The following is a 24,834-nucleotide window of genomic DNA, read 5'->3' as shown; positions in this document are numbered from 1 at the left end:
CTCACCGTATTTTCTTGTCGGAGATCGACTGCGGCGTTCCCCGCGCAGCCTGACCAAGCGTTCGCACGATGGCGCGCCGCGCCAGGCCGATCTTGAAGTCGTTGTGTCCGTAGCCTCTGGCGCCGTGCAGCAGCCAATCGGCGGCTCGCGCAAATGCAGCCGCGTCGGCGCGTTGTCCGAGCAGGGCCGCTTCGGCCGCCGAACTGCGCCATGGTTTGTGCGCAACGCCCCCGAGCGCCAAGCGTGCCTCCTTGATCGTGTCGCCGTCAAGTTCGAGCGCTGCGGCCACCGATACGAGTGCGAACGCGTAGGACAGGCGATCGCGGATCTTCAGGTAGGAGTAGTTCGTGCTGAAACCTTTTGCCGGAAGCTCGATCGCCGTGATGATCTCATCGGGCTCTAGATTGGTGTCGCTCTGCGGCGTGTTATCGGGCAGCCGGTGAAAATCCGCAAACGCAATGGTGCGCGTCCCGGCCGGGCCTGTGACATGCACGGTCGCTTCGAGCGCTGCGAGCGCCACGCACATGTCCGACGGATGCGTCGCGATGCAGGAGCCGCTTGTTCCAAGGATTGCATTGATACGGTTGACGCCGTCGATCGCTGAGCAGCCGCTGCCCGGTTCGCGTTTGTTGCAGGGCGTTGTGGCGTCGTAGAAATAGAAGCAGCGCGTGCGCTGCACGAGGTTGCCACCGGTCGAGGCCATGTTGCGCAGCTGCTGCGACGCGCCAGCCAGGATCGACCGTGACAGTAGCGGATAGCGCTGTTCGATCAGGGGATGATAGGCGAGGTCGGTATTCGGCACCATCGCCCCGATCAGAACGCCGCCGGTGGCGGTCTCCTCGACATTCCTGAGCGGCAGACGCGAGATGTCGATCAGCCGTGTGGGCGTCGCGATATCATATTTGATCAGATCGATCAGATTGGTGCCGCCCGCAATGAATTTTGCGGAAGGATCTGTCGCGATCTGCTTGATGGCGTCGGCGACGTCGGTTGCGCGCGTGTACTGAAACGGGGTCATGATCGCTCCATCGCCTGCTGAATCGCTGCCACGATGTTCGGATAGGCGCCGCAGCGGCAGATGTTGCCGCTCATGAGTTCGCGAATCTCGTCGGCCGTTCTTGCCTTGCCCTCCGCGATCAGCCCGGCCGCCGAGCAGATCTGTCCCGACGTGCAATAGCCGCACTGAAACGCGTCGTGATCGATGAAGGCCTGCTGCAGCGGATGTAGCTCGCCGTCGCGCGCGAGGCCCTCGACGGTGGTGATTTCGCTGTCTTCCTGCATCACGGCGAGCGTCAGGCAGGAATTGATCCGCCGTCCCCCGACGAGAACGGTGCATGCACCGCATTGGCCGTGGTCACAGCCTTTCTTGGTGCCTGTCAGATTGAGATGGTCGCGTAGAGCATCCAGGAGCGTTGTCCATGGTGCGACCAGAAGTTTGACCGACTTGCCGTTGACACTCAGCGTTACCGGAATTTTCTCGGGCACTGCGGTGATGCGCCTTGCGGGCGCTGCTGTCCCAGAATGCGTCATTCTTCTTCTCCGCCTGCTTTACCGCCTGTGGATGTCATATCCACGCGTCAGTACGATGACCCTCACCGGCCCGCTGTCGTGCGCAAGAAGAGGCCGGATTTCTCAAGCCTGGATTCTGAGCTTGTCTACAACCAGCTCAGGCGACGAAGGTTCAAGGAGAGGGAGCGATATGCCAATCCCGGAGTCTGGCTGCATCCCTGATAATCGTGCCATTACGAAAAAATCGGACGGCTCTTACACAAAGGGCCGTTGTGCTGCGCATTTTCCAGGCAGCCTGCGACGAATCGCGCGAAGCGATGCGCGACTTAGATGAAATCTGCGCAGGTCAGGCGCGTGGCTACGGCTCGGAGGCCGTGCGGAGGCCGCCCCAGTTGCGGCCCTTGACGCTGGCAGGCACGCCGAGGCCAAGTCTCGACAACCGATTACGGGTTAGCTCTGCCGAAAGCCCATCCGGAATGCGCCCCAGTGGCGGCCGCGGATGAAGATCGGTGACGACAGGTCCTTCATCAGCACGAAATTGCCGCCGCCCATGTCGCGCCGGTAGGTCTGCAGCAGAAACGGTTTTGTGTTCGCCGCCACCTTCTTCACCGCGCGGTCGTTGAACAGGCGGCGGTTACGGCAATTGGCATTGTTCCAGACCGGGTCCTTGCCCTGCGGCAGGCGGTAGTTCGGATTGTGGGTCGGCAGATAACCGCCTTTGGCCCAGGCGACGCAAAACACGATGCGCGGATCGCTCTTCTGGATCGGGTCCTGGATGGAAGGCAGCACGCGGTCGGTGAAGGCGACATAGTCGGTCAGATATTGCTTCGGATCGGTGCTGGCGATTTCGCGATACTTTTCGTCCATCAACTGGTCGGCCGTGATCTCGCCGCGGTCGATCGCGGCCTCGAACTCGGCCGCGATGCGCTTCGCGGTGTCGACGACGACGCGGATCAGCGGTGCATCCGAGGTCTCGACGCCGCTGTCGGCGATCAGCGCGATCAGGCCTTCGGAGGTCTCGAGCAACTTTGCCACCTGGTCGTCCGCGTGCTTGAGGTCGCGCGAGGAAAGGTCGACGCCCTTGGCGAGCTCGCTGAGCTCGGTGATAACGGTGTCGCAATGGCCGAGATTGGAGGTCGCAGCCCTGGCGACGCCGTCAATCTCCTGGCCTACGGACGCGACGCCCTGGTGCACGCGCGCGATGATGCCGCTGATCTGCTGTGCGCCTTCACCGGCGCTCTTGGCGCGGAGTGAGGCGTCGCTGCTCTCACTGATCAGGCTGCCGATCTGGCCGTCGAGATCGCGCATGGTATCGGAAATCTGCTGCGTGGCCTGGCGAGTCCCCTCCGCCAGGCTCTTCACTTCGCTCGCGACCACGGCAAAGCCGCGGCCGGCGGTTCCGGCGCGCGCCGCCTCGATCGTGGCATTGAGCGCCAGCAGGTTAGTCTGCTTCGCAATCGCCTCGATCGAGCCGGAAACTTTTGCGACCTGCGACAGGGCCGAGCCGACGGCGCTGAGCCGGGCCTCGATGCGGCCGACCGCTTCGACGAGTTCGGCGATGTGCCTGACAGCCGTATTCACCGCGCTGTGCGACTGAACGATTTCTTCGACGGCTGCGGACGTGGTCGATTGCACCGCTTGCGATGCGTTAGCGATGTCGCGGTTGGCCGAGACCATCGTCTCGGCCGTCTTCTGTAAGTGATGGAACCGCTCCGACTGGTTCGCGACGCGGCTTGCGACCTCCTGGACGTTGCCGGCGATATCGGCAAGCTCCACGCCGAGCCCGCCGATGCGGTCGGCAAGCTGGTCAATGAGTCGTTCGGCCAGTGTCTGGTTGGAATGAGTGTCCAGCACTGCACGCTGCACAACGGACATGTTCGAGCTTTCTCCAGTCAGAGCCGACGATCGGCACGCCGCGGCGATCGCATTCCAATTCCAAGTTTAGAGAGTGATTCGCGCCTTGGCGTCTTGCCTGAGAGCGCACTAGAGGCGATAGGCCGTGCGGAACCCGCCCCAGTGGCGCCCTTTGACGCGGATCGGCACGTCGATCTCGCGCATCATCACCGTGTTACCGTTGCCCATGTCGCGCGCGTAGCTTTGGATCAGATAGGCGCGCTGGTTGCGCCCGGCGGCAAGGCCTGCCGGATCGTTGAAGATGCGGCGGTTGCGGCTGTTGGCGGTGTTCCAGGTGACATCGCCCGGCCGCTGCGGATGCGAATAGATCTTGTTGTGAACAGGCAAATAGCCGTTGGTGTCGATCATGGCGCAGAACGCCATCCGCTTGTCCCTGGCGAGGAACGCCTCCTGAAACGGCGGCAGCGTGCGGTCGGCCCAGTCCAGGATTTTGGTGCGGTACTGCACCGGGTTACTGCCTGCGATCTCGACATAGTTGGTGTCGAACATGTCCTCGATCGAGATAGCGCCGCTATCGACGCCATTCTCGAAAATCTTCTTCAGCGCCGCGCCGGCTTCCATCGCGCGGGTGACGGCTTCGGTATTGTCGTCCTGGATCGACCATAATTTGTCTTCGATCTTCTCGGTCAGCGCCGCATCCGGCCTTTCGAACTGCGCGTGTGTGCCGGCCTTCGACCGCTGGACGATGCGAATCCGGCAGGCGCCGATATCCTGCAGCGTCGCGTTGAAGCTCTGGCCCTGCGCCAGCGTTTCCGCGTCTGCCCCGCTGACCAGAAGGCCACCCATGGAAATTTCGTAGACCGGTGCTGATATCGTCCCGCGCGGGGCGGCAATTTCGATCTTGAGGCTGCAGGGCAGCCTTTGGTCCTTGCGGCGGTCTTGGCGGTCGCCTTCTTTCTCTCCCTGGCGCAGCAGCACGGCGCACCGCGACTTGAGCTTCTGCGCGAATGTGGTGACGGCCCGTCCCGCTTGGGCGACGCTTTCGCCATGCACTTCGGCTTCCTTGGTCGCGTGATCGATCTCGGTGGCGCTGTCGCCGACCGAGCCGATGAAACTGGACGCGGAAGCCGCATTGTCAGCCATTTCGCCTGTTGTCGCGTTCTGCTCGGCAACCGCGCCATTGACGTTCTCGAATACCGGGCGGATCGCCTCGATTGCCTGCGAGATGCGATGGACGGCGTCGACCGAGCCCGCGGCGTCGCGCTGCAGCGCCTCGATCTTCTTGGTGATCTCTTCAGTCGCGTTCTGGGTCTGCACCGCGAGCGCCTTCACCTCGGTCGCGACCACCGCGAAGCCGCGCCCGGCCTCGCCGGCGCGTGCGGCCTCGATCGTTGAATTGAGCGCCAGGAGCGTGGTCTGCCGCGCGATCTGCGCGATCAAATTGACGACATTGCCGATCGCCGCCGAGGATTCCCGCAAGCGGTCGACATTGGCGCTGGCTTCGCGGGCGGCCTCGCTGGCCTGGTCGGCAAGCTTGCTGGCGTCGCGCACCTGGGAACCGATGCCCTGCGCCGATTGGGTGAACTTGTCGGCGGCGTGCGAAAAGGTGGTCGCGGTGCCCTGGGCGGCGTTGGTCCGGTTCGTCAGGGCATCGGTGCGCCGGCGGATGGTCGACAGCGTCGCAGCCGTCGCCTCGGCGCCCCCGGCGACCGAGTTGGCCGCGCGTTCGAGCTGGCGGATCATCGCGCCAAGTTCGAGCTCCAGCAGTTCAAGGATTGCCTTGGCCGAATCGCCATCGGCAATGACGGCCTCAGTCCCGGCCATGGCCTGTGGAACCTTGGCTTCAGCGGCAGGCGCAGCCGGTTCCGGCACCCGCTTTTTGAACAAACCGAACGCCATGACGTCTCTTAAAAGTTGAGGACAGGTGCGAAATCCTCTCATCCGAGCATGAAATCATGGTTAACAACTGCCTGACATTCCGGCAGGCGGCAGTACTTGCATACCCTCATGGGTTCGCAAATCTTTGATTTCGGCCGATTGGCGGCCTATAAGGCCGCGCTTCACCCGCATCCCTCCCGGACGAATCCAAGAGACCCCTGCATGGCCGGCCATTCCCAGTTCAAGAACATCATGCACCGCAAGGGCAAGCAGGATGCCCAGAGGTCGAAACTGTTCGGCAAGCTGGCGCGGGAAATCACGGTGGCGGCCAAATTGGGGACCCCGGACCCGGCCATGAATCCGCGGCTGCGCGCGGCCGTCATCGCGGCGCGCCAGGAGAACATGCCGAAGGACAATATCGAGCGCGCCATCAAGAAGGCGACCGGCGGCGACAGCGAGAGCTACGACGAAATCCGCTACGAGGGCTACGGGCCCGGCGGCGTCGCCGTGATCGTCGAGGCGCTGACCGACAACCGCAACCGCACCGCCTCAGATGTCCGCACCTTCTTCACCAAGTCCGGCGGCAATCTCGGCGAAACCGGCTCGGTCGCTTTCATGTTCGACCGCACTGGCGTCATCGAATATGACGCCAGCAAAGCTTCCGACGACGCGATGCTGGATGCGGCGATCGAGGCCGGCGCCGACGACGTGGTCTCCAGCGAAAGCGGCCACGAGATCTACGCCTCGCAGGAAACCTTTCGCGAGGTTGCGAAGGCGCTGGAAGCGAAATTCGGCGAAGCCCGCAAGGCAGCGCTGACCTGGAAGCCGCAGAACACGATCGCGGTCGACGACGAGACCGGCGAGAAGCTGTTGAAGCTGATGGACCTGTTGAACGAGCACGACGACGTCCAGAACGTCTACGCCAATTTCGAGATTTCCGACGCGCTGGTCGCGAAGATGGGCGGGTAATTGGTTGCAGGTAGTTGGTCGTCCCTGCGAACGCAGGGACCCATACCGCGTTGTCCTATCGATAAAAGCGAGATGACCGACACCTCCCAAAACAATTAGGGCCGCGGCGTATGGGTCCCTGCGTTCGCAGGGACGACGAGTAACTGAGGTGAGCCGACGCCCGGGGCACGCTTTCGCGGGGATTTCCGTTCTCTTTATGTTTCGTTCACCCGGCTCTGGCGTTATCACTACGCCATGACACCCCCACCGATTCGCCAACCCGTCCGGATCATCGGCATCGACCCCGGCCTGCGCCGCACTGGCTGGGGCGTGATCGAGACCGAGGGCAACCGGCTTGTCTTCATCGGCTGCGGCTCGGTGGAGCCGCCGGACGATCTGCCGCTGGCCAGCCGCCTCCTGGCGATCCATGAGGGGCTCGCCACAGTCCTCGGCGATTTCAGGCCGGCGGAGGCCGCGGTGGAGCAGACCTTTGTCAACAAGGACGGCGTCGCCACGCTGAAACTCGGCCAGGCCCGCGGCGTCGCCATGCTGGCGCCCGCGATGTTCGGCATATCGGTCGCGGAATATGCGCCCAACCAGGTCAAGAAGACCGTGGTCGGCGCGGGGCATGCCGACAAGAACCAGATCGCCGTGATGCTGAAGATCCTGCTGCCCAAGGCCGAGCCGAAATCCCCCGACGCCGCCGACGCGCTGGCAATCGCGATCACGCACGCCCATCACCGCCAGGGCGCGGCGTTGCGGCTGAAGGTGGCGAGCCTATGATCGGCAAGCTCAAAGGCCTGATCGATTCCTACGGCGAGGATTACGTGATCCTCGACGTCGGCGGCGTCGGCTATCAGGTGCATTGCTCCTCGCGCACGCTGCAGGCGCTGCCGTCGCCCGGCGATGCGGCGGTGCTTTCCATCGAAACCTATGTCCGCGAGGATCAAATAAAACTGTTCGGCTTCCGCACTGATACCGAGCGCGAATGGTTTCGCCTGCTGCAGACCGTGCAGGGCGTCGGCGCCAAGGTAGCACTCGCGGTGCTGTCGACTTTGCCGCCGGCCGAACTCGCCAATGCCATCGCGCTGCGCGACAAGGCCGCGGTGTCGCGCACGCCGGGCGTCGGCCCGAAAGTCGCGGAGCGCATCGTCTCTGAATTGAAAGACAAGGCGCCGGCGTTCGCCAATGTCGATCCCGCCGTGGTGCATCTTGCCGGCGCAATCGACGATCACCGCGCGCCGCGCCCGGTGACCGACGCGATCTCCGCGCTGGTCAATCTAGGCTACGGCCAGCCGCAGGCCGCCGCCGCCATCGCCGCCGCCTCCCGCAGCGCGGGCGAGAAAGCCGAGATCGCGCAACTGATCCGGCTGGGCTTGAAGGAATTGTCGAAATAGACTGGGGTCGGCCGGCCACCGACTGACAAAGGAATGCATTCTCCACCATGCTGAGCAACAATGACGAGGAGCTGATTGCCGCCGCCACCGAAGCTATCAGCCAGCGCTATCGCGACGATTGGCAGGAGGTGGGCGCCGCCATGCGCACCCGGGACGGCCGTATCGTCACCGGCGTGAATATCGACGCCTATATCGGCCGGATCGCGGTCTGCGCCGAAGCGATCGCCATCGGCCGTGCCATCACCGAAACCGGCGACCACGGCATCGAAACCATCGTCGCCGTGCGTCACCCCAAGCCCGGGGAGCCCGGCAAGATCGCGGTGGTCTCGCCCTGCGGCATCTGTCGCGAGCTGATCCACGACTATGACGCCAACGCGCGGGTCATCGTTCCCGACAACGGCCGTGCGCCGAAAGTCGTGACCATCGGCGAACTCCTGCCCAACAAGTACAAGCGGGGCAGCGAGTGAACCCGTCCCCCCGCATCGTCACGCCTGCGGCCAGCGATTATTCAGCCGGTGCCATCGTCGGCCGTTTCGCGCGCGCGATCGGCATCGTCCTGATTTTCTCCATTGTAGGACCGCTGACGATCGCGGCGCTGATTTCGCTGATCGTGGTCGCGTTTGGCGCGGCGCTGCTGCAAATGTTTCTCGCACTTCTCGAACTCGACGCGCTGCGCACCGTGATCTCGGTTGCCGTAGGACTGCTTGCATTCGTGACGGCGCTCGCGTCGTTCTTGCCGTCGGTCAGCCGGGCTGATATTCGCGCTGGCTGCAGTCTATGGCGGCATCAATATGATCTCGATGGCGTGGCTGGCCGCGGCCATTGCCGTCGCCGGCTTCGTCGTGTTCGGCATGTTCGTCGTGCCCTTGGAATCATCGGCCGTGATTTTGCCGGATGTCCGGTCTGCGCGCGCCGCCCTTACTCTCTCCGTGATGCTCGCTGTCCTTGCGATCGGGCCGACGTCCCTGTGCTGGTGGCTCGCGAAGCCGTGGCATCGTGGTAGCATCGCCACATGAATCCTCCCTCCCGCATTGTCACCCCCGAGCGCCGTTCCGACGATGTCGGCGACACCGCGCTGCGTCCGCAATTGCTGTCGGAGTTCGTCGGGCAGGCGCAGGCGCGCAAGAATCTCTCGATCTTCATCGAGGCCGCGCGCAAGCGGGGCGAGGCGCTGGATCACGTGCTGTTCGTGGGCCCTCCCGGCCTCGGCAAGACCACGCTGGCGCAGATCGTGGCGCGCGAACTCGGTGTTGGTTTTCGCGCGACATCAGGCCCGGTGATCGCAAAAGCCGGCGATCTCGCCGCGCTGCTCACCAATCTCGAAGAGCGCGACGTTCTGTTCATCGACGAAATCCATCGCCTCAGCCCGGCGGTCGAGGAAGTGCTCTATCCCGCGATGGAGGACTTTCAGCTCGACCTCATCATCGGCGAGGGCCCGGCGGCGCGTTCGGTCAAGATCGATTTGGCAAAGTTCACGCTGGTCGGCGCCACCACGCGCGCAGGGCTGTTGACCAACCCGCTGCGCGACCGTTTCGGCATTCCGGTGCGGTTGAATTTCTACACCGAGGAAGAGCTGGAGAAGATCGTCACCCGCGGCGCCCGCGTGCTCAACATCGGCATGACGCCGGATGGCGCCAACGAGATCGCGCGCCGCGCCCGCGGCACGCCGCGCATTGCCGGCCGCCTGCTGCGCCGCGTGCGGGATTTTGCTTCCGCGGCGGACGCGAACTCCATCGACCGCGCCATCGCCGACCACGCGCTGAGCGCGCTGGAGGTCGATGCCGCAGGCTTGGATGCCATGGACCGGCGCTATCTCACGACGATCGCGCTGAACTACGGCGGCGGGCCGGTCGGGGTCGAGACCATGGCGGCGGCGCTGTCGGAGCCGCGCGACGCCATCGAGGACATCATCGAGCCGTTCCTGATCCAGTGCGGTTATTTGCAGCGCACCCCGCGCGGCAGATTGTTGACCTCGCACGCCTTCCGCCATCTCGGCCTCGCCGAACCCGCGCGCGACCCTGCGCAGTTCGGCCTTTTCGGCAACGGCGACAGCGACGATTGATCGCTTCGAACCTGATCATTCCAGCAATGCCAAATGCCAGGCGCGCTTCGGCGCCGGGTCTGCTTGCCGTGGAGTGCAACAAACTATGGGTTCGACGCGCGACCGCGATGACAATTTCTTCGCCATGATGGACTACGAGCGCGATCTGCGGGAGGAGTACCCCGATAAGGCAATCGACCTCATCGTCGAGATCCTTAAGATCGAGACCAACCCGGTGATGCTGTCGCTGCTTGCCGCCGGTCCGCTAGAGGACGTCATCAGCGTGGAGACCATCGACCGCATCGAGCGCGAGGCGTCTGCCGACAAGCGTTTCCACGATCTGCTCGGCGGCGTATGGTATTACCGCGCGCCCGATGAGCTGAAGGCGCGGCTGGATGCGCTGGTGGGGCAGAACCGCTGGTGAGAAGCTGCTGGAGCTCTGCTGACGAACTGCACAATCGCACCGCAATTCAGGCTCAATCCGCCACCATGTTTGCACTGCATCACGATTGGATCACATGTTAACTCGCCGGCATTTTCTGAAAGCCATGGGTGGATTGGGCGCGCTGGGCGTCTCGACCACCGCTTACGGGTTCAGTGCGCCGGTCGTCCGGCTTCGCGTCGTGCGGTACAATATCTCACCGCCGCAATGGCCCGCTGGGCTCAAGCTCAGGATCGCTGCGATCGCCGACCTCCACGCCTGCGATCCCTGGATGTCGCTCGATCATATCCAGGAGATCGTCGAGCGTACCAATGCGCTCAAGCCTGACATCGTCGTCATGCTCGGCGACTATGTGGCCGGACATCGCAAGGTGACGCGCTTCATTCCCGATGCCGAATGGGCGACCGTGCTGGCCGGCCTGAAGGCGCCGCTCGGCGTGCACGCCGTGCTCGGCAATCACGATTGGTGGGAAGACAAGGACGTGCAGCGCCACGGGCAGGGATTGCCGTCCGCAGGCCGAGCGCTGGAGGCTGCCGGCATTCCGGTTTACGAGAACGACGCCAAGAAACTCAGCAAGAACGGCCATTCGTTCTGGCTGGCAGGTCTCGGCGACCAGCTCGCCTATATGCCGGCGCGCCGCTTCAGGCCGCTCAAGCGCATCGGCGTCGACGATCTCGGCGCGACACTGACGAAAATCACCGACGATGCCCCCGTCGTTTTGATGGCGCATGAGCCTGACGTCGCCCGGCGCGTGCCTTCGCGCGTCGCGCTGCAGCTCTCCGGGCATACGCATGGCGGCCAGGTGCGGATGCTCGGCTGGTCGCCGGTCGCGCCGTCCGGACAGCAACTCGCCTACGGCCACATCAAGATGAACTGCGACGTCGTGGTCTCCGGCGGCCTCGGTTGCAGCATCATGCCGTTCCGTCTCGGGGTGCCGCCGGAAATCGTGCTGGTGACGCTGGGCGCGGCGCGGCCCGCGGTGGCGTAGCCTGCAGGAACACCGCAGCGCTTGCGTGCCTACCCGATTTTGCGCAAAACCAGTGCATTGCAGCGCGATCAGGAACCGCAAGTGACATTACTCAATCTCGACGGCGAGATCCGTGACGGCCGCCATCACATGCAGGTCCGCGTCTATTACGAGGACACCGATTTCTCCGGCATCGTCTACCACGCCAACTACCTGCGCTTCATGGAGCGCGGGCGCACCAATCATCTCCGTCTCATGGGCGCGTCGCAGCATGCGCTGTTCGAACAGGCGCAGGAGGAGACGCCGGGCTTTGCCTTCGTGGTGCGCTCGATGCAGCTCGATTTCCTGCGCCCCGCGCGCATGGACGACGTGCTCGACGTCGTGACTTGGCCGGTCGCGGTGAAGGGCGCTTCGATTACGCTGGCGCAGGAGGTGCGGCGCGCCGACGAGGTGCTGATCAAGGCCGCGGTGCGCGTCGCCTTCATCTGCAACGGCAAAGCGCAGCCGATCCCGAAATCGCTGCGGCAGTTGATGAAGGCTGACCTGGCGCCGGATTGATTCTTGCCGATTGACTCCTTGTACCGATCGGTACAATGATCTCGGGATCACCAATCCCGGAGAAGCCTCATGTCGCGTCCGCCGCTGCCGCCCTTCACCCGCGAAACCGCCGCCCAGAAGGCGCGCATGGCGGAAGACGCCTGGAATTCGCGCGATCCGGTCAAGGTGTCGCTCGCCTATACCGAGGACAGCCGCTGGCGCAACCGCTCCGAATTCTTCCAGGGACGCGATGCGATCGTCGAATTCCTCACCCGCAAATGGGCGAAGGAGTACGACTATCGCCTGATCAAGGATCTCTGGGCGTTCGATCAAAACCGCATCGCCGTGCGTTTCCAGTATGAATGGCACGACGATGCCGGGCAGTGGCATCGCTCCTACGGCAACGAGCAGTGGGAGTTCGACGAACACGGCCTGATGCGGCGGCGCGAGGCCAGCATCAACGATATCGCCATCAAGGAGAGCGAGCGGCGCTTCCACTGGCCGGCGCCTGGGCCGCGCCCGGCCGATGTCGCGGGGCTGGGCGAGGACCCGCTGTGACGCCATGCTGAAGAAGGGCGTCGAGCGCAGCCAAGTGTTGCGCGCGCTCGGCGAGGTGTTTCGCGCGCATGGCTATGAAGGCGCCTCGCTGACGCTGATCACGGAGGCCACCGGGCTCGGCAAGGGCAGCCTCTATCACCTGTTCCCCGGCGGCAAAGAGCAGATGGCTGCCGAGGTGCTGGCCGACATCGACGGCTGGTTCGAACTCAACATCTATGCGCCGTTGCGCGAAGCCGACGACCCCGCGCGCGCGATCGCCGCGATGATCGCGGGCGTCGACCAGTATTTTCATTCCGGCGATCGCGTCTGTCTGGTCGGCCTGGTCGCGCTCGGAGCGGCGCGCGATACGTTTGCCGAAGCGGTCGATGCTTATTTTGCGCGCTGGCAGGTCGCGCTGGCGGCGCTATTGCGGCGATCCGGATTGAGCAGGAGCCAGGCGCAGCGGCGCGCCGAGGATGCGCTGCTCACCATTCAGGGTGCGCTGGTGCTGGCACGGGCGCGCAATGACGCCGGCATCTTTCGCCGTGCGCTGAGCGATCTGACGGCGCGGTTGCTCGCGCCGCCAGTCTGACGTTTCGTAGCCCGGATGAAGCGCAGCGCAATCCGGGACGGCTCAGCACGTCGCGCGAGTTTACCCGGATTTCGCTCCGCTCCATCCGGGCTACGCTTGCTTACGCCGCAGCCTTGTGCCGCGCGAGTTCGGCCTTGTACAATTCGAACTCCTCGGCGGAGGCTTTCGCGATGCTGGGGCGGGCGCGCAGCCGCTCGTAATAGGCTTTCACGTTAGGCCATTTCGCCAGCTCGACCGGAGGCGTCGCCATCGTCCAGTTGATGATGGTGACGAGGTAGGCATCGGCCACGCTGAAATGATCGAGCAGGAATTCGCGGCCCTTCAGGTAGTTATCGAGATAGTCGAGCCGCGAGAGGTTCTTGGTCAGCGCGTAGGTCTTGGCGTCCTGCGGCGCCGTCTTGTCGAGCAGCGGCACGAACAGCGCCTTGTGCAGTTCGGTGCCGATGAAGCAGAGCCATTGATGCAGGCGGCTGCGCTCCTCCGCAGATGCCGCCGAGATGCCGGCGTTGGGAAAACGATCGGCGACATATTGCAGGATCGCGGCGTTTTCGGTCAGCACCGTGCCGTCATCGGTGCGCAGCGTCGGCACCAGCCCGAGCGGGTTGACGGCGCGAAAATCCGAGCCGTCCTTCTGCACCACCTTGGTCTTGGGATCGACCTCGAGATAGTTGGCCTCGGCGCCGGCTTCATACAGCGCAATCCGGGTCGCCAGCGAGCAGGCGAGCGGCGAAAAATACAGATCCATAGTTTGCCTCCTTGGCGGTTGATCAACCGGGCCAGCGCTCAGGCGGGCAGGGATTGATTTTTATACTGTTCCGCATAATATAGGCGTGGTCAAGGAATTTATTGCGAAATGGTACAAAAAAGTAAAAAGCCGCCTGTGACGAAGATCGACGATCCCGTGGCGCCGAAGCGTCGCGGCCGGCCGCGCGCCTACCAGCCGGACGTCGCGCTCGGCAAGGCGCTCGATCTGTTCCGCAAGGATGGCTTCGCGGCGACCTCGCTGGACGATCTCTCTGCCGCCACCGGCATGAACCGGCCGAGCCTTTACGGCGCGTTCGGCGACAAGCGCGAGCTGTTCATCAAGAGCTACCGCCGCTATCGCGAGGACGCGAGCGCGGCGATGGCCGATATTTTCCGCGACGAACTGCCGATCCGGCAGCGCCTCGGCCGCATCTATGCGGTGGCGCTCGACATCTATTTGTCCGGGGAAGCAGGTCCCCGCGGCTGCTTCACCTTGATGACGGCCGCCTCCGAGGCGGTCGCCGATCCCGACATCCGCGCCATGGTGCAGGAAGGCTTGACCGGAATGGACAAGGCCTTCGCGGCCTGTTTCCGGCGGGCGAAAGAGCAGGGCGAACTATCGGACAGCGCCGATCCGGCCGTGCTGGCGCAACTCGCCTCCGCCACCCTTCACTCGATCGCCGTTCGCGCCCGCGCGCGAACGCCGCGCGGAGAACTGGAGGCGATCGTCAATGGCGCGATCGACGTGATGGTCGGGCCGGCGAAATAGCTCTTCCGTCGTCCTCGCGAACGCGGCGACCCATACCGCGTGATCTATCGGTAGAACGCGGTGGTGGGGGACCTCCCATACGACAAACGCCGGTGGTTATGGGTCCCTGCGTTCGAAAGCAGGGACGACGATCTTTCTTTGAGTAGCTGTCGGTTTCCAGCTTCCTCGCTCGTCTTCATAACGTGTCCAACTCAGGAGTGCGCCTTGACTGAAGCCGTCCAGATCGTCACCCCCCATCTCGTCGTCCGCGACGCCAACGCAGCCCTCGAATTCTACAAGAAGGCGCTCGGCGCCACCGAAACTGTCCGGATGCCGGCCGAGGACGGCAAGCGCCTGATGCACTCGGAAATCCAGGTCAACGGCGCGCGGATCTTCGTCATGGACGACTTTCCCGAACATCGTGGCTCCCACGGTGTCGACGCGGTGTTTCCGCCGGATCAGATCAAGGGCACGTCGGTGACCATGCATCTCGAATTCGAGAACTGCGATGCGGCGGTGAAACGCGCCAGGGACGCCGGCGCCACCGTCACGCTGGAGCCGTGGGATTCGTTCTGGGGCGCGCGCTACGCCCGCATCATGGACCCGTTCGGCCATTCCTGGAGCTTTGCGCACGCGCTGCCCGCGAAGGGGTGAGGCCGGCGAACGCCAATATCGTCCCCGACTGGTGCGCCATTGCGCACCAGTCTCGCAACCGGTGCGATCACGCTGGACGGGATGACGGATCTGTCCTCCAGCATTGTGCCCAGGCCGGGAAGCGCCAACCTCACGAATTCTTCTCGCTGACGGCCCAGGATATCGCGACGCTATCGGCGCAGCTATCCTGGGTTTTTATGACCTCGCTCAGTGTGTCGATAAAATCGCGGGTCAACCGGGACTGCAGCATGTGGCGCGGCCGGACGAGCCTGCCCATTACCTTGAGGCAAGGATGGAACGGCCGCATCACCAGATCTGTTGCCGGCATCCCCATCGTTCCGAGCCCGTCCAATAGCGCCAGACCTGCGCCGGCCCGCACCAGCGCGCATGCCACGGTGGACTGCGATACCTCGATTGCAGTCTTCAACGGGATGTCTGCATCGGCAAAAACGCGCACCGCGAGGATCCCCAAAGGCAGCTGCCGGCTCAGACATATCAACCTTTCCTGCTCGAGATCGGCGGGCACGACATGAAGCTTTGACGCCAACGGATGCGTGCGCGGCATGACGCATCCGAAGTCGGTGGCCCAGAGGTCGCTCACAGACACGCCCGGCGTCGCGATGGAATCGATGACGAACCCCAGATCTGCCTGGTGATTGGCGACGTGGGTGGCGACCTGCAACGCGCTCATCGACTGAAGCGTGACAACGACATCAGGCCGCGATTTGCAGAACGTTGCGACGGCCTTCGGAAGCAACGCATTTGCGAAGGCCGAAATCGCCGCGATGTTGAGCCCGCCCGCGCGCCCCGCGCCGAGGTCGGCCGCGCGCTTCTGGACGAGATCGAAGGCGGCGAACGCCCTGACGGTCTCCGAAAACAACGACTGCGCCTCCGGCGTAGCCAGCAATCGCTTCTTGCGGCGCAAAAACAGCGGGAAGCCGAGCCGTCGTTCCGCCTGCTGGAGGGTCCGGCTGACGGCCGGTTGAGAAATATGAAGTGCCTCTGCGGCCGCGGTAACGGTGCCCAGCTCCATCACCCGGCGAAAGACCTCCAACTCCCGAACGCTCAACATCATAACCTCAGAGCATGATTGATGCAGCTTTTGGTATTTTGAACACATGCATGTTGCGGCGACAATGGCTTGGGACGCCCAGACAGGCCGTATGGCCGGCCTTTGGTCATCAAAGGGCAAGCCGGATCGTCGAAGGTTCATTTCCATGAGCACGCCCAGGATTGCGGCGATCACGGCATTCGCGCTGCGGATTCCATTTGACCATTGGGGGCCCTCACCGGCCTTCGCGGGCCGGCCACGCACCACGCTCGATACCGTTCTGGTACGGGTCACGACCGATGGTGGCACGGTGGGCTGGGGCGAAGCCTATGGCGGCTTTTGGTCGGCGGTGGTTCCGGCGATCGACCAATGGGTCGCGCCGCTGGCGATCGGCCAGAAAGTCGACGATGTGGCGTTGCCGGCGCGGATTGAGCGAACGCTGCATAATCTAGGTCGCGCGGGCGCCACCATTCACGCCATCAGCGGTCTCGACATCGCGCTATGGGACATCCGCGGCAAACTTGCCGGAGTGCCGGTTTCGACCTTGCTTGGCGGTCGCAGGCGCGATCGCATCGAGGTTTATGCGTCCCTGCTGCAGTACAATGGCGAACTGGAACGGGTTCGACGCATCGTCGGCCGCGCCCTCGGTGAGGGGTTTAAACAGATCAAATTGCACGAGCGTACGGCCGACGCGGTCGCCGCGGCCCGCGGCGTGGCGGGCCCCGGTGTGCCGTTGATGGTGGATACCAATTGTGCGTGGTTGCCCGCGAATGCCATCGATGCCGTTGCCGAAATGGCGCCATCCGATCTGCTGTGGATCGAAGAACCGATCTGGCCGCCGGAGGATTTCGCATCGCTTGCCGCGCTGAGGCATGCGACGGGCGTTGCGACCGCCATCGGAGAGAACGCCAGCAATGCGCTCGATTTCAAAAAGATGCTCGCAGATGACTGCGTCGACTATGTTCAACCCAGCGTGATCAAGATCGGCGGCCTTACGCCGCTTTGGCGGATCTGCACCGAGTCGGAAGCGGCCGGAACAACCTGCGTTCCCCACTCGCCATTCTTCGGCCCGGGCTATCTCGCGACGATCCAGGTGCTGGCAGCCAAGGCGCGCGCGAGCGCCCTGGAACGATTTTATTGCGATCTTGCCTTCGATCCCTGCGGCAGCTTCGCGCCGATTGCGGACGGTTTTATCGATATTCCCGATGGGCCGGGTCTCGGCGGTGATCCGGATATGGACCTCATCGATCGATATCGCGCCTGACGACCGACCAGAAACCGGGACACAAAATCATGATCCGTATAGATCGACGCTCGCTTTTGGCCAGCTTGACATCCGTCGCGGCCACATCGCTCGCTGGACGGCGCGCGCAGGCGCAACAATATCCGCAGCGTCCCATCCGTGTCGTCGTCCCTTATGCCGCCGGCGGCGCATCGGATATCGTCTCACGCCTCGTCGCCGGTGCGATGGGCGAGAAGCTCGGCCAATCACTCTTCATCGACAACCGGGGCGGCGGGGCGAGCATCATCGGTACCCAGGCGATTGCGACTGCTGCGCCCGACGGCTACACCATCGGCGTCGTCGACAGCGCGTTCACGATCAATCCCAGCCTGTTCGGGAGCAAGCTGCCGTACGACACCAAAAAGAATTTCACGCCGGTATCCCTGCTGGCCCGCACCTCCTTGCTGCTGGTCGTTTCGGAATCTCTTCCGGTCAGCAACGTCAAGGAGCTGATCGCGCTGGCCAAGTCGAAGCCGGGCACGCTGAGCATGGCGACCGCCGGCCTCGGCACGGCGGTTCATCTCGGCTGCGAACAATTCCGGCAGGAAACCGGCATCGACGTTGTCCCGGTGCCTTATCGCGGCGGCGGGCCATCCATTATCGACCTGCTCGGCGGGAAGGTCGATTTCACTTTCAGCACGATCCCCGCCGTTCTCGAGCATGTTCGCGGTGGCAAGCTGCGGGCGTTGGGAAGCACGACGGGACGGATCGCGCAACTCCCCGACGTGCCCAGCATGGCGGAAGCCGGTCTGCCGATGGTGGACGCCGCGCCCGACTTTGGAATCGTCGCACCGGCCAATCTGTCGGAAGCCATCGTCACTCAACTCGGCACGGTGGCACAGGCGGCGCTGAAATCCGACGACCTGCGCCGGCGCCTCGACGAGATCGGCTACGAACCGATCGGTTCCACACCGCAGCAATACATGGCCCATATCGATACTTCGATCGAGAAATGGCGCCATGTCGTCACGGCCGGCAACATCAAGCCTGAATGAGGCCGCGCTTCAGCCGCCATACTAATACCCCCGCCCACGGTCCACCACATTTTCCAGCGCGTCGCCGGCCTCGAAGCGCGCGATCTGCTGCGCGACGTATTTGGATATCTCGTCGGTATCGGTGTCGGCGGCGTTGTGCGGGGTCAGCACCACTTTTGGGTGGGTCCAGAACGGGCTGTCCACGGGCAGCGGCTCGGTGGCGTAGACGTCGAGCGAGGCGCCACTGAGCGTGCCGTCATCGAGGCATTGCAGGATGTCGGCCTCGTTCTGCAAGCCCCCGCGGCCGGCATTGATCAGCACCGGCGCACCGAGCGGACTTTTGCGGTTCAGCTTTTCAAACAGCGCGCGGTTGAGAATGTGCCGCGTCTCCGGCGTCAGCGGCAGCAGGCAGACCAGGATGTCGGTCTGTCGCAGGAACGCGTCGAACTGCGCTTCGCCGTGAAAGCAATCGATGCCGTCGATCGTCCTGGGACTGCGGCTCCAGCCGGAAACGCGAAAACCGAGACGCTTGAGCGCATCGGCCGCATCAGCCCCGAGCATGCCCAGCCCCATGACGCCGACCGAGATCGCGCTCGCCGCCCATTGCAATTTCGGCGCCCAGCGCTTGGCGCGCTGCGACTCCCGCAAGTAAAGCTCCTGCCGGTGGTGCATCAGCACGTGCAGCACGACATATTCCGTCATCCGCGCGGTGAGATCGGTGACGGCCACGCGCACCAGCGTTACGTCGGGCAATGAGCGGTCCGCCATCAGCGCATCGACACCGGCGCCCAGGTTGAAGATGACACGCAGATTGGGGAAGGCGGCAAGTTCGCCCGGACGCGGCTTCCACACCGCGGCGTAATGCACCTCGGCGGGATCGAACGAATTATCCGGCACCAGCAGCACGCGGCGGTCCGGGCAGACGTCGTCGAACCGGCTTTTCCAGCGTCGCGGCGACCAGTTTTCAGTCCCGCCATGCACCAGGATAGCGAGCGCACCTTTGTTCACTGTCATTCTCTCAGTCGTCCCTTTCGCATCGTCACCCGGCGTGACTTCCATCACTTAATCGATCGAGCCGCTTCTCTAGCCTCCTTTCATCCAACAAGGGAGACTTCAAGTGCGCAAATTGGTCCTCATCGCTGCTTTCGCTCTCGCTTCCGTCTCGGCGCAGGCCGCTGAACGCATCGATCGGGTACCGGCCGGCGACGATGCGCCGGCCGTATCTGCGACGCCCGTTGCCGCGCCGCCCGCCGCCGCGCCATCTGCCACCGTTGACGCCGCGAAGCCGCAAGCCTTCAGGCAGCAGGCCTCAAGGAAGCAAGCCTTCGGGAAGCAGGCCTCCCGCTCCGGGGCGACCCGGCGTCAGACCGACGAGCAAAAGGCGCGCCAAATCGCCGCGCAGTATGGCATCTCCTGGTGATCCAGGCCGTCATCATCGCGGTGGTGGTGCTTTCGCTGGTGCTTTGCTGGCGAAACTGTCACCGCGACGCTGGCATGACGAGGCGCGAGGCCCTCAGGACCAGGATGAAGATCATCTTTCTGGTCCTCGTCGTGTGCGGCCTTTGTTCCAAGGCGGTCGTCCACACCTACCGGCACTTCAATCCGCCACCGCCGCCGATCATCGGTCCCTGACCGGCGACGGAACATTTCAAAATTTCTTCGACGCACCTGTCGGCTAAAGGCATAATCGTTCGTCATCAAGACAACGGAGATGCTTGGTCCCATGCTTTACGCCATCCTTTGCTATCACGACGAAGATACCGTCGGTTCCTGGACCAAGGAACAGGACGCCGCGGTCATGAAGAAGCTTGCCGTCGTGCAGGACAAACTGACCAAACAGGGCCGGCTTGGCCCGGTGGCGCGGCTGCTGCCGACCACGTCGGCGGCCACGCTGCGCAAGGACGATCCGCCGCTGGTGCTGGACGGCCCCTATGCCGAAACCAAGGAACAGTTGCTCGGCTTCTATCTCGTTGACTGCAAGAACCTCGATGAGGCGCTCGATGTCGCCCGCGACCTCGGCGCGGCCAATCCCGGCGGCGCTTACGAGATCCGTCCCGTCGGTCAGTTTGTGCCGGGGAGTGTGCAGCCATGACCGACGCCGCCTGGATCGATGCCGCGCTGACTTCGGCTCGCCCCCAGGCGGTCGGCGCGTTGCTGCGCTATTTCCGCAATCTCGACACCGCCGAGGAGGCGTTTCAGAACGCCTGCCTCCGTGCGCTGAAGAGCTGGCCGCAGAACGGCCCGCCGCGCGATCCTGCGGCGTGGCTGATCATGGTCGGGCGCAATGTCGCGATCGACGACATCAGACGAAGCAAGAAGCAGGAGGCGTTGCCCGAGGACGAGGCGATCTCCGATCTCGATGACGCCGAGGAACAGTTGGCCGAGCGTCTCGACGGCTCGCACTACCGCGACGACATCCTGCGGCTGTTGTTCATCTGCTGCCATCCGGACCTGCCGGCGACCCAGCAGATCGCGCTCGCGCTGCGCATCGTCTCAGGGCTCACGGTCAAGCAGATCGCGCGCGCCTTCCTGGTTTCGGAAGCCGCGATGGAGCAGCGCATCACGCGGGCCAAGGCGCGCGTGGCCGACGCCAACGTGCCGTTCGAAACGCCTGATGCGGTGGAGCGCTCGGAACGCCTCGCCTCCGTCGCCGCCATGATCTACCTGATCTTCAATGAGGGCTATTCGGCCTCGGGCGATACCGCCGAGATTCGCGCGCCGTTGTGCGAGGAGGCGATTCGTCTGGCGCGGCTGTTGCTGCGGCTGTTCCAGAGCGAGCCCGAGATCATGGGGCTGACCGCGCTGCTGCTGATACAGCACGCGCGCGCTGCGGCCCGCTTCGATGCGGATGGCGCGGTGATCCTGCTCGACGATCAGGACCGTTCAAAGTGGAATAAGTCTCTCATCGCCGAGGGGCTGGCGCTGATCGACAAGGCGATGCGCCATCGCCGCAGCGGGCCTTATCAAGTGCAGGCCGCGATCGCGGCGCTGCATGCCCGCGCCGAAAAGCCCGAAGATACCGACTGGACCCAGATCGACCTGCTGTATGGCGCGCTCGAAATCATGCAGCCGTCGCCGGTGGTGACGCTGAACCGCGCGGTTGCCGTATCCAAGGTGAAGGGACCGCAGGCCGGGCTCGACATGATCGAGCCGTTGGCGGCGCGGCTGTCGAACTATTTTCATTTCTTCGGCGTGCGCGGCGCCTTCCTGATGCAACTCGGCCGTAACGACGAGGCCCGCACCGCCTTCGACCGCGCCATTGCGCTGGCGAACACCTCGGCCGAAGCCGCCCACATCCGCATGCATCTCGACCGCCTCCAGCGCGACAGCCAGCCCCTCGGCAAAAAAGCGGGGAAGTAGTTTCTTCTTCCCTTCTCCCCTTGCTTTTTTCCTTCTCCCCTTGTGGGAGAAGGTGCCCTTGCGAAGCGAGGGCGGATGAGGGGTTCTCTCCGCGGATGCAAACCCCTCATCCGTCTCGAATGAGCTGACGCTCATTCGATCCACCTTCTCCCACAAGGGGAGAAGGGAAGAAGGCCGAACGCCACAAAAAAATTCACTCCCTCTGTCGGTTTCCGCCTCCCGTCGTTCGTCTTGAATTCGAGCAGCCATTCAAGACGACACGACAGGAGCAAGCCATGACAACGATCACTGAGACTACGCCAGTCGCGAAGCCCGCGCGCTGGACCGGCCGTGTCCTCAGCGCACTCGTCATCGTGTTCCTGATGATCGACGGCGCCATCAAGCTGGTGCCGTGGCCGGTCGTCACCGAAACCATGGACAGGATGGGCTATGGTTCGAGCGATGCGCTGATGCGCGGCCTCGGCGCTATCACCATCGTCTGCACCGTGCTCTACGCGATACCGCCGACCTCGATCCTCGGCGCGATCCTGCTCACGGGCTATCTCGGCGGCGCGATCGCTTCGCATGTACGGATCGGCAGTCCTCTGTTCACGCACACGCTGTTCGGACTCTATCTCGGCTTGATGGTATGGGGTGGGCTGTGGCTGCGCGACCGGAATTTGCAAACCTTGATCCCGTTCCGCCGTTGATCAGCGGCAACATCTTGTGGAGCCAGACATGTCTGAAGTTCTTGTCATCATCGCTGTCATATTGGCGGTTGCCATCGCCGCGGTCCTCATTCTCGCTGCGACCAAGCCGGGCATGCTGCGGGTACAGCGCTCGGTGAGCATCAAGGCGCCGCCGGAAGGGATCTTTCCGTTGATCTCCGACTTTCATCAGTGGCTGAGCTGGTCGCCCTACGAGCAGAAGGATCCGGCGATGAAGCGCACCTATAGCGGCGCAGAGCGCGGCAAGGGCGCGGTCTATGCCTGGGCCGGCGACAAGAATGTCGGTTCCGGCCGCATGGAAATTCTCGAAGCCTCCGCGCCGCAAAAGATCGTCATCAAGCTCGATTTCTTCACGCCGTTTGAAGGCCACAACACTGCCGAGTTCACAATGCTGCCGCAGGGCGATGGCACCCATGTCACATGGCTGATGCATGGTCCCGCAAATTTCATGTCCAGGCTGATCCAGGTGTTCATGAATCTGGACAACATGATCGGAAAGGATTTCGAAGCCGGTCTTGCCAATTTGAAGAAGCTCACCGAGAAATAACTCGTCACTCGAATTCCAGTTACCCAAGGAGACCGCGATGCAAGTCAATCCCTATCTGTTCTACAACGGCAATTGCGAGGAAGCGCTGAAGTACTATCAAAAGGCGCTGGGCGCGCAGATCGAGGCAATGATGCCTTATGGTGACGGTCCCGCCGACATGCCGATGCCGCCGGACTGGAAGACCAAGATCATGCATGCCCGCATCACCGTCGACGGCGAGGTGTTGATGGCGTCCGACGCCACGCCCGGCGATTACCATCAGCCGCAGGGCATCTCCGTCGCACTCGCGGTCGAGGATCCCGCGGACGCCGAGCGTCGGTTCAACGCGCTCGCCGAGGGCGGCACGGTGCGGATGCCGTTCGGCAAGACCTTCTTCTCCAACGGCTTTGGCATGTGCGTCGACAAGTTCGGCATTCCCTGGATGGTGAACTGCCCGAAGGAAGACATGTAACGCGTGATTGGTAGGGTGGGTTAGGCGCAGCCGTAACCCACCATCACGGCAAAGAGGTCGGTGGGTTACGCTTCGCTAACCCACCCTACAGATCCCTACCTGCACCGCGGGTAGATCGCGGCGAGTTCGCGCCCGCGCAACAGCAGCAGCCGTGACGTCAATCCGCCGCGGCGGCCGATCCAATCCCGCACCGGCGCCGGATAGGCTGCCTCCACATCCCGCGAGGCTTCCGGTTCGGCGTAAATTCGCCCGCGGCCGTCGATCGACCGTGCGGCGTGAAAGCCGAGCACCGCACGGCGCGTCACGCAGATGCGCTCAGTCGGCACCATCATCAGCACCAGTGTGCACGCCGACAGGCATGGCCCGTCGATTACGACCCGCTCGCCGGAGGCGTTCACGCGATCGAACAGCGCGATAAACGGGCCGACCTGTCCGCCCGGGCTCGCGAGAATGCGAACCTCGGCCCGCGCAGGGGCGATCGCCGCGAACAGCGCGGCGGCGACAACGACTACCTTGACGACCGCTATTCGCATACGCGGCTCCTCAGCATTGTCTGCCCTCAGACAGTTACGCAGACATATGTGGCAAGGTTTCGTCAATCCTCCGCGCCGGAGACGCCGGCCTCTGCGAATGTCGCCATCCCGGCGTGGCAGGCCAGCGCGGCGCGCGCCAGCAGGATCGCCACCCCCGCGCCGGACGCCTCGCCGAGCCGCATGTCGAGGTCGAGCAGCGGAAGCAGCCTCATTTCGCGCAAGAGATCGCGATGGCCGGATTCGGCCGAGACGTGCCCGGCGCGGCAATGATCGAGCGCGGATGCATCGAGACGCGCGAGCGGCAGCACCGCCGCTGTTGCCACGAAACCGTCGAGCAGCACCGGAACGGTATGTTGCCTTGCGGCGAGCACAGCGCCGGCGATCGCCGCGAGTTCGCGGCCGCCGAGCGCTGCCGCCACCGCCAGCGGGTCTCCCAAAATGCCGCGATGGAAATTCAGCGCGGTCTCGATCGCCGCGCGCTTGCGCGCCAGCCCGTCATCGTCGACGCCGGTGCCGCGGCCGGCCCAGCGCGCCGCGCCGCCGCCGAGCAAGGCCGCACACAGCATTGCCGCCGTCGTCGTGTTCGCGATGCCCATCTCGCCGACCGCCAGCAGATCGCAATCCTCAGGCACGGTGCGATATCCGGCGTCGACGGCTTCGAGATATTCCTCCGGGCTCATCGCCGCCGCTTCAGTGAAATCGCGCGTCGGACGTTCGAGTTCGATCGGCACCACGCGAAGCTCGGCGGCAGCGGTCTTTGCGATCTGGTTGATGGCCGCGCCTCCTGCGGCAAAATTCGCCACCATCTGCGCGGTGACGGCCTGCGGATAGGCCGAGACGCCGCGCGAAGCGACGCCGTGATTGCCGACGAACACGGCAATGGTGACGCGATCCAGAAGCGGCTTCTCGCGGCCCTGCCATTGCGCCAGCCATATCGCGAGTTCTTCGAGGCGGCCGAGGCTGCCCGACGGTTTTGTCAGATTCTGTTGACGCTGCGTGGCGATATCGGCGAATCGCCGATAGCCGCCGGGCAAGTCGCGACAGAAGGCGCGGATGTCGTCTAGACTGTCGAAGGGCATGC

General features: G+C 63.8%; 31 protein-coding genes. 22 read left to right on the top strand and 9 right to left on the bottom strand.

Annotated elements, in window-relative coordinates:
* Nucleotide 1 precedes the first annotated feature (1 nt).
* The 4 genes from C7G61_RS11490 to C7G61_RS11475 all read right to left on the bottom strand — a co-directional run bounded on the left by C7G61_RS11490 (nt 2) and on the right by C7G61_RS11475 (nt 5,262).
* Nucleotides 2–1,018, bottom strand: a complete 1,017-nt coding sequence (locus C7G61_RS11490) for an FAD binding domain-containing protein (RefSeq protein ID WP_108514212.1) — start codon at nt 1,016–1,018, stop codon at nt 2–4.
* Nucleotides 1,015–1,530, bottom strand: coding sequence for a (2Fe-2S)-binding protein (locus tag C7G61_RS11485; protein ID WP_108514211.1), 516 nt, complete (start codon nt 1,528–1,530; stop codon nt 1,015–1,017). The genes C7G61_RS11490 and C7G61_RS11485 overlap by 4 nt, the downstream gene beginning before the upstream one ends.
* A 429-nt stretch (nt 1,531–1,959) precedes the next feature.
* A complete protein-coding gene (locus tag C7G61_RS11480) occupies nt 1,960–3,384 on the bottom strand; it encodes a methyl-accepting chemotaxis protein (protein WP_108514210.1) in 1,425 nt (474 codons plus the stop codon).
* 108 nt (nt 3,385–3,492) lie between these two features.
* Nucleotides 3,493–5,262 (bottom strand): methyl-accepting chemotaxis protein, encoded by a 1,770-nt coding sequence (locus C7G61_RS11475; protein ID WP_108514209.1) that lies wholly within the window; start codon nt 5,260–5,262, stop codon nt 3,493–3,495.
* A 201-nt stretch (nt 5,263–5,463) separates the two neighbouring features.
* Between C7G61_RS11475 and C7G61_RS11470 the strand changes: the two genes are divergently transcribed.
* The 11 genes from C7G61_RS11470 to C7G61_RS11420 all read left to right on the top strand — a co-directional run bounded on the left by C7G61_RS11470 (nt 5,464) and on the right by C7G61_RS11420 (nt 12,702).
* The gene (locus tag C7G61_RS11470) at nt 5,464–6,210 is read left to right on the top strand and encodes a YebC/PmpR family DNA-binding transcriptional regulator (protein ID WP_108514474.1); all 747 of its coding nucleotides are present in this window, start codon (nt 5,464–5,466) and stop codon (nt 6,208–6,210) included.
* Nucleotides 6,211–6,444: 234 nt separating this feature from the next.
* Nucleotides 6,445–6,972 (top strand): crossover junction endodeoxyribonuclease RuvC, encoded by a 528-nt coding sequence (gene ruvC, locus C7G61_RS11465; protein WP_108514208.1) that lies wholly within the window; start codon nt 6,445–6,447, stop codon nt 6,970–6,972.
* Entirely contained in the window at nt 6,969–7,586 is a 618-nt protein-coding gene (gene ruvA, locus C7G61_RS11460; protein ID WP_108514207.1) for a Holliday junction branch migration protein RuvA, read from the top strand. The genes ruvC and ruvA overlap by 4 nt, the downstream gene beginning before the upstream one ends.
* Before the next feature lie 47 nt (nt 7,587–7,633).
* The gene (locus C7G61_RS11455; protein ID WP_108514206.1) at nt 7,634–8,053 is read left to right on the top strand and encodes a cytidine deaminase; all 420 of its coding nucleotides are present in this window, start codon (nt 7,634–7,636) and stop codon (nt 8,051–8,053) included.
* Nucleotides 8,050–8,589, top strand: a complete 540-nt coding sequence (locus C7G61_RS11450) for a hypothetical protein (protein ID WP_244608258.1) — start codon at nt 8,050–8,052, stop codon at nt 8,587–8,589. The genes C7G61_RS11455 and C7G61_RS11450 overlap by 4 nt, the downstream gene beginning before the upstream one ends.
* A 9-nt stretch (nt 8,590–8,598) precedes the next feature.
* Nucleotides 8,599–9,648 carry a Holliday junction branch migration DNA helicase RuvB gene (gene ruvB / locus C7G61_RS11445; protein WP_108514205.1) on the top strand — a complete coding sequence of 350 codons (1,050 nt, stop codon included), beginning with the start codon at nt 8,599–8,601 and terminating at the stop codon, nt 9,646–9,648.
* An 85-nt stretch (nt 9,649–9,733) separates the two neighbouring features.
* On the top strand, nt 9,734–10,051 hold the full coding sequence (locus C7G61_RS11440; protein ID WP_244608257.1) for a DUF6869 domain-containing protein: 318 nt from the start codon (nt 9,734–9,736) through the stop codon (nt 10,049–10,051).
* 94 nt (nt 10,052–10,145) lie between these two features.
* Complete coding sequence (locus C7G61_RS11435) at nt 10,146–11,057, top strand: metallophosphoesterase (protein WP_108514204.1); 912 nt, start codon at nt 10,146–10,148, stop codon at nt 11,055–11,057.
* A gap of 81 nt (nt 11,058–11,138) precedes the next feature.
* Nucleotides 11,139–11,594, top strand: coding sequence for a tol-pal system-associated acyl-CoA thioesterase (ybgC, locus tag C7G61_RS11430; protein ID WP_244608256.1), 456 nt, complete (start codon nt 11,139–11,141; stop codon nt 11,592–11,594).
* A gap of 69 nt (nt 11,595–11,663) precedes the next feature.
* Complete coding sequence (locus C7G61_RS11425) at nt 11,664–12,131, top strand: nuclear transport factor 2 family protein (protein ID WP_108514203.1); 468 nt, start codon at nt 11,664–11,666, stop codon at nt 12,129–12,131.
* A 4-nt stretch (nt 12,132–12,135) separates the two neighbouring features.
* Nucleotides 12,136–12,702 carry a TetR/AcrR family transcriptional regulator gene (locus C7G61_RS11420; protein ID WP_108514202.1) on the top strand — a complete coding sequence of 189 codons (567 nt, stop codon included), beginning with the start codon at nt 12,136–12,138 and terminating at the stop codon, nt 12,700–12,702.
* A gap of 100 nt (nt 12,703–12,802) precedes the next feature.
* On the opposite strand, the gene C7G61_RS11415 is transcribed toward C7G61_RS11420, so the two are convergent.
* Nucleotides 12,803–13,447, bottom strand: a complete 645-nt coding sequence (locus C7G61_RS11415) for a glutathione binding-like protein (protein ID WP_108514201.1) — start codon at nt 13,445–13,447, stop codon at nt 12,803–12,805.
* A gap of 108 nt (nt 13,448–13,555) precedes the next feature.
* Here C7G61_RS11415 and C7G61_RS11410 point away from each other — a divergent pair, with 108 nt between their 5' ends.
* Together C7G61_RS11410 and C7G61_RS11405 are read left to right on the top strand one after the other, a co-directional pair.
* Nucleotides 13,556–14,215 carry a TetR/AcrR family transcriptional regulator gene (locus tag C7G61_RS11410; RefSeq protein WP_108514200.1) on the top strand — a complete coding sequence of 220 codons (660 nt, stop codon included), beginning with the start codon at nt 13,556–13,558 and terminating at the stop codon, nt 14,213–14,215.
* A gap of 204 nt (nt 14,216–14,419) precedes the next feature.
* Nucleotides 14,420–14,848 (top strand): VOC family protein, encoded by a 429-nt coding sequence (locus C7G61_RS11405; protein ID WP_108514199.1) that lies wholly within the window; start codon nt 14,420–14,422, stop codon nt 14,846–14,848.
* Nucleotides 14,849–14,978: 130 nt separating this feature from the next.
* Here C7G61_RS11405 and C7G61_RS11400 read toward each other — a convergent pair whose 3' ends face one another.
* Complete coding sequence (locus tag C7G61_RS11400; RefSeq protein WP_145963596.1) at nt 14,979–16,094, bottom strand: LysR family transcriptional regulator; 1,116 nt, start codon at nt 16,092–16,094, stop codon at nt 14,979–14,981.
* Here C7G61_RS11400 and C7G61_RS11395 point away from each other — a divergent pair.
* Nucleotides 16,066–17,163 (top strand): mandelate racemase/muconate lactonizing enzyme family protein, encoded by a 1,098-nt coding sequence (locus tag C7G61_RS11395; RefSeq protein WP_108514197.1) that lies wholly within the window; start codon nt 16,066–16,068, stop codon nt 17,161–17,163. The two genes, C7G61_RS11400 and C7G61_RS11395, sit on opposite strands and share 29 nt — an antisense overlap.
* A gap of 29 nt (nt 17,164–17,192) precedes the next feature.
* Complete coding sequence (locus C7G61_RS11390) at nt 17,193–18,176, top strand: Bug family tripartite tricarboxylate transporter substrate binding protein (protein WP_108514196.1); 984 nt, start codon at nt 17,193–17,195, stop codon at nt 18,174–18,176.
* 21 nt (nt 18,177–18,197) lie between these two features.
* On the opposite strand, the gene C7G61_RS11385 is transcribed toward C7G61_RS11390, so the two are convergent.
* Nucleotides 18,198–19,163 carry a 2-hydroxyacid dehydrogenase gene (locus C7G61_RS11385; protein ID WP_108514472.1) on the bottom strand — a complete coding sequence of 322 codons (966 nt, stop codon included), beginning with the start codon at nt 19,161–19,163 and terminating at the stop codon, nt 18,198–18,200.
* Nucleotides 19,164–19,272: 109 nt separating this feature from the next.
* On the opposite strand from C7G61_RS11385, the gene C7G61_RS11380 reads away from it, so the two are divergent.
* From C7G61_RS11380 to C7G61_RS11350, 7 genes are all read left to right on the top strand, one after another.
* Entirely contained in the window at nt 19,273–19,575 is a 303-nt protein-coding gene (locus C7G61_RS11380) for a hypothetical protein (protein ID WP_108514195.1), read from the top strand.
* Complete coding sequence (locus tag C7G61_RS11375) at nt 19,572–19,787, top strand: hypothetical protein (RefSeq protein ID WP_108514194.1); 216 nt, start codon at nt 19,572–19,574, stop codon at nt 19,785–19,787. Before C7G61_RS11380 ends, C7G61_RS11375 begins: the two co-directional genes overlap by 4 nt.
* Nucleotides 19,788–19,878: 91 nt before the next feature.
* Complete coding sequence (locus C7G61_RS11370) at nt 19,879–20,247, top strand: YciI family protein (protein ID WP_108514193.1); 369 nt, start codon at nt 19,879–19,881, stop codon at nt 20,245–20,247.
* Nucleotides 20,244–21,515, top strand: coding sequence for an RNA polymerase sigma factor (locus C7G61_RS11365; RefSeq protein ID WP_108514192.1), 1,272 nt, complete (start codon nt 20,244–20,246; stop codon nt 21,513–21,515). The genes C7G61_RS11370 and C7G61_RS11365 overlap by 4 nt, the downstream gene beginning before the upstream one ends.
* A 275-nt stretch (nt 21,516–21,790) precedes the next feature.
* Nucleotides 21,791–22,204, top strand: coding sequence for a DoxX family protein (locus C7G61_RS11360; RefSeq protein WP_108514191.1), 414 nt, complete (start codon nt 21,791–21,793; stop codon nt 22,202–22,204).
* Between the two features lie 28 nt (nt 22,205–22,232).
* Nucleotides 22,233–22,769 carry an SRPBCC family protein gene (locus C7G61_RS11355; protein ID WP_108514190.1) on the top strand — a complete coding sequence of 179 codons (537 nt, stop codon included), beginning with the start codon at nt 22,233–22,235 and terminating at the stop codon, nt 22,767–22,769.
* Between the two features lie 37 nt (nt 22,770–22,806).
* Nucleotides 22,807–23,220, top strand: coding sequence for a VOC family protein (locus tag C7G61_RS11350; protein WP_108514189.1), 414 nt, complete (start codon nt 22,807–22,809; stop codon nt 23,218–23,220).
* Nucleotides 23,221–23,315: 95 nt separating this feature from the next.
* Here C7G61_RS11350 and C7G61_RS11345 read toward each other — a convergent pair whose 3' ends face one another.
* Complete coding sequence (locus tag C7G61_RS11345) at nt 23,316–23,753, bottom strand: hypothetical protein (RefSeq protein ID WP_108514188.1); 438 nt, start codon at nt 23,751–23,753, stop codon at nt 23,316–23,318.
* A gap of 62 nt (nt 23,754–23,815) precedes the next feature.
* On the bottom strand, nt 23,816–24,832 hold the full coding sequence (cobT, locus tag C7G61_RS11340; protein ID WP_108514187.1) for a nicotinate-nucleotide--dimethylbenzimidazole phosphoribosyltransferase: 1,017 nt from the start codon (nt 24,830–24,832) through the stop codon (nt 23,816–23,818).
* Nucleotides 24,833–24,834: the final 2 nt, after the last annotated feature.

Source organism: Bradyrhizobium algeriense, from assembly GCF_003062295.1.
GTDB lineage: Bacteria > Pseudomonadota > Alphaproteobacteria > Rhizobiales > Xanthobacteraceae > Bradyrhizobium > Bradyrhizobium algeriense.
The sequence above is the reverse complement of the archived record's forward strand: the minus strand, read 5'-3'. Positions and strand labels throughout refer to the sequence as shown.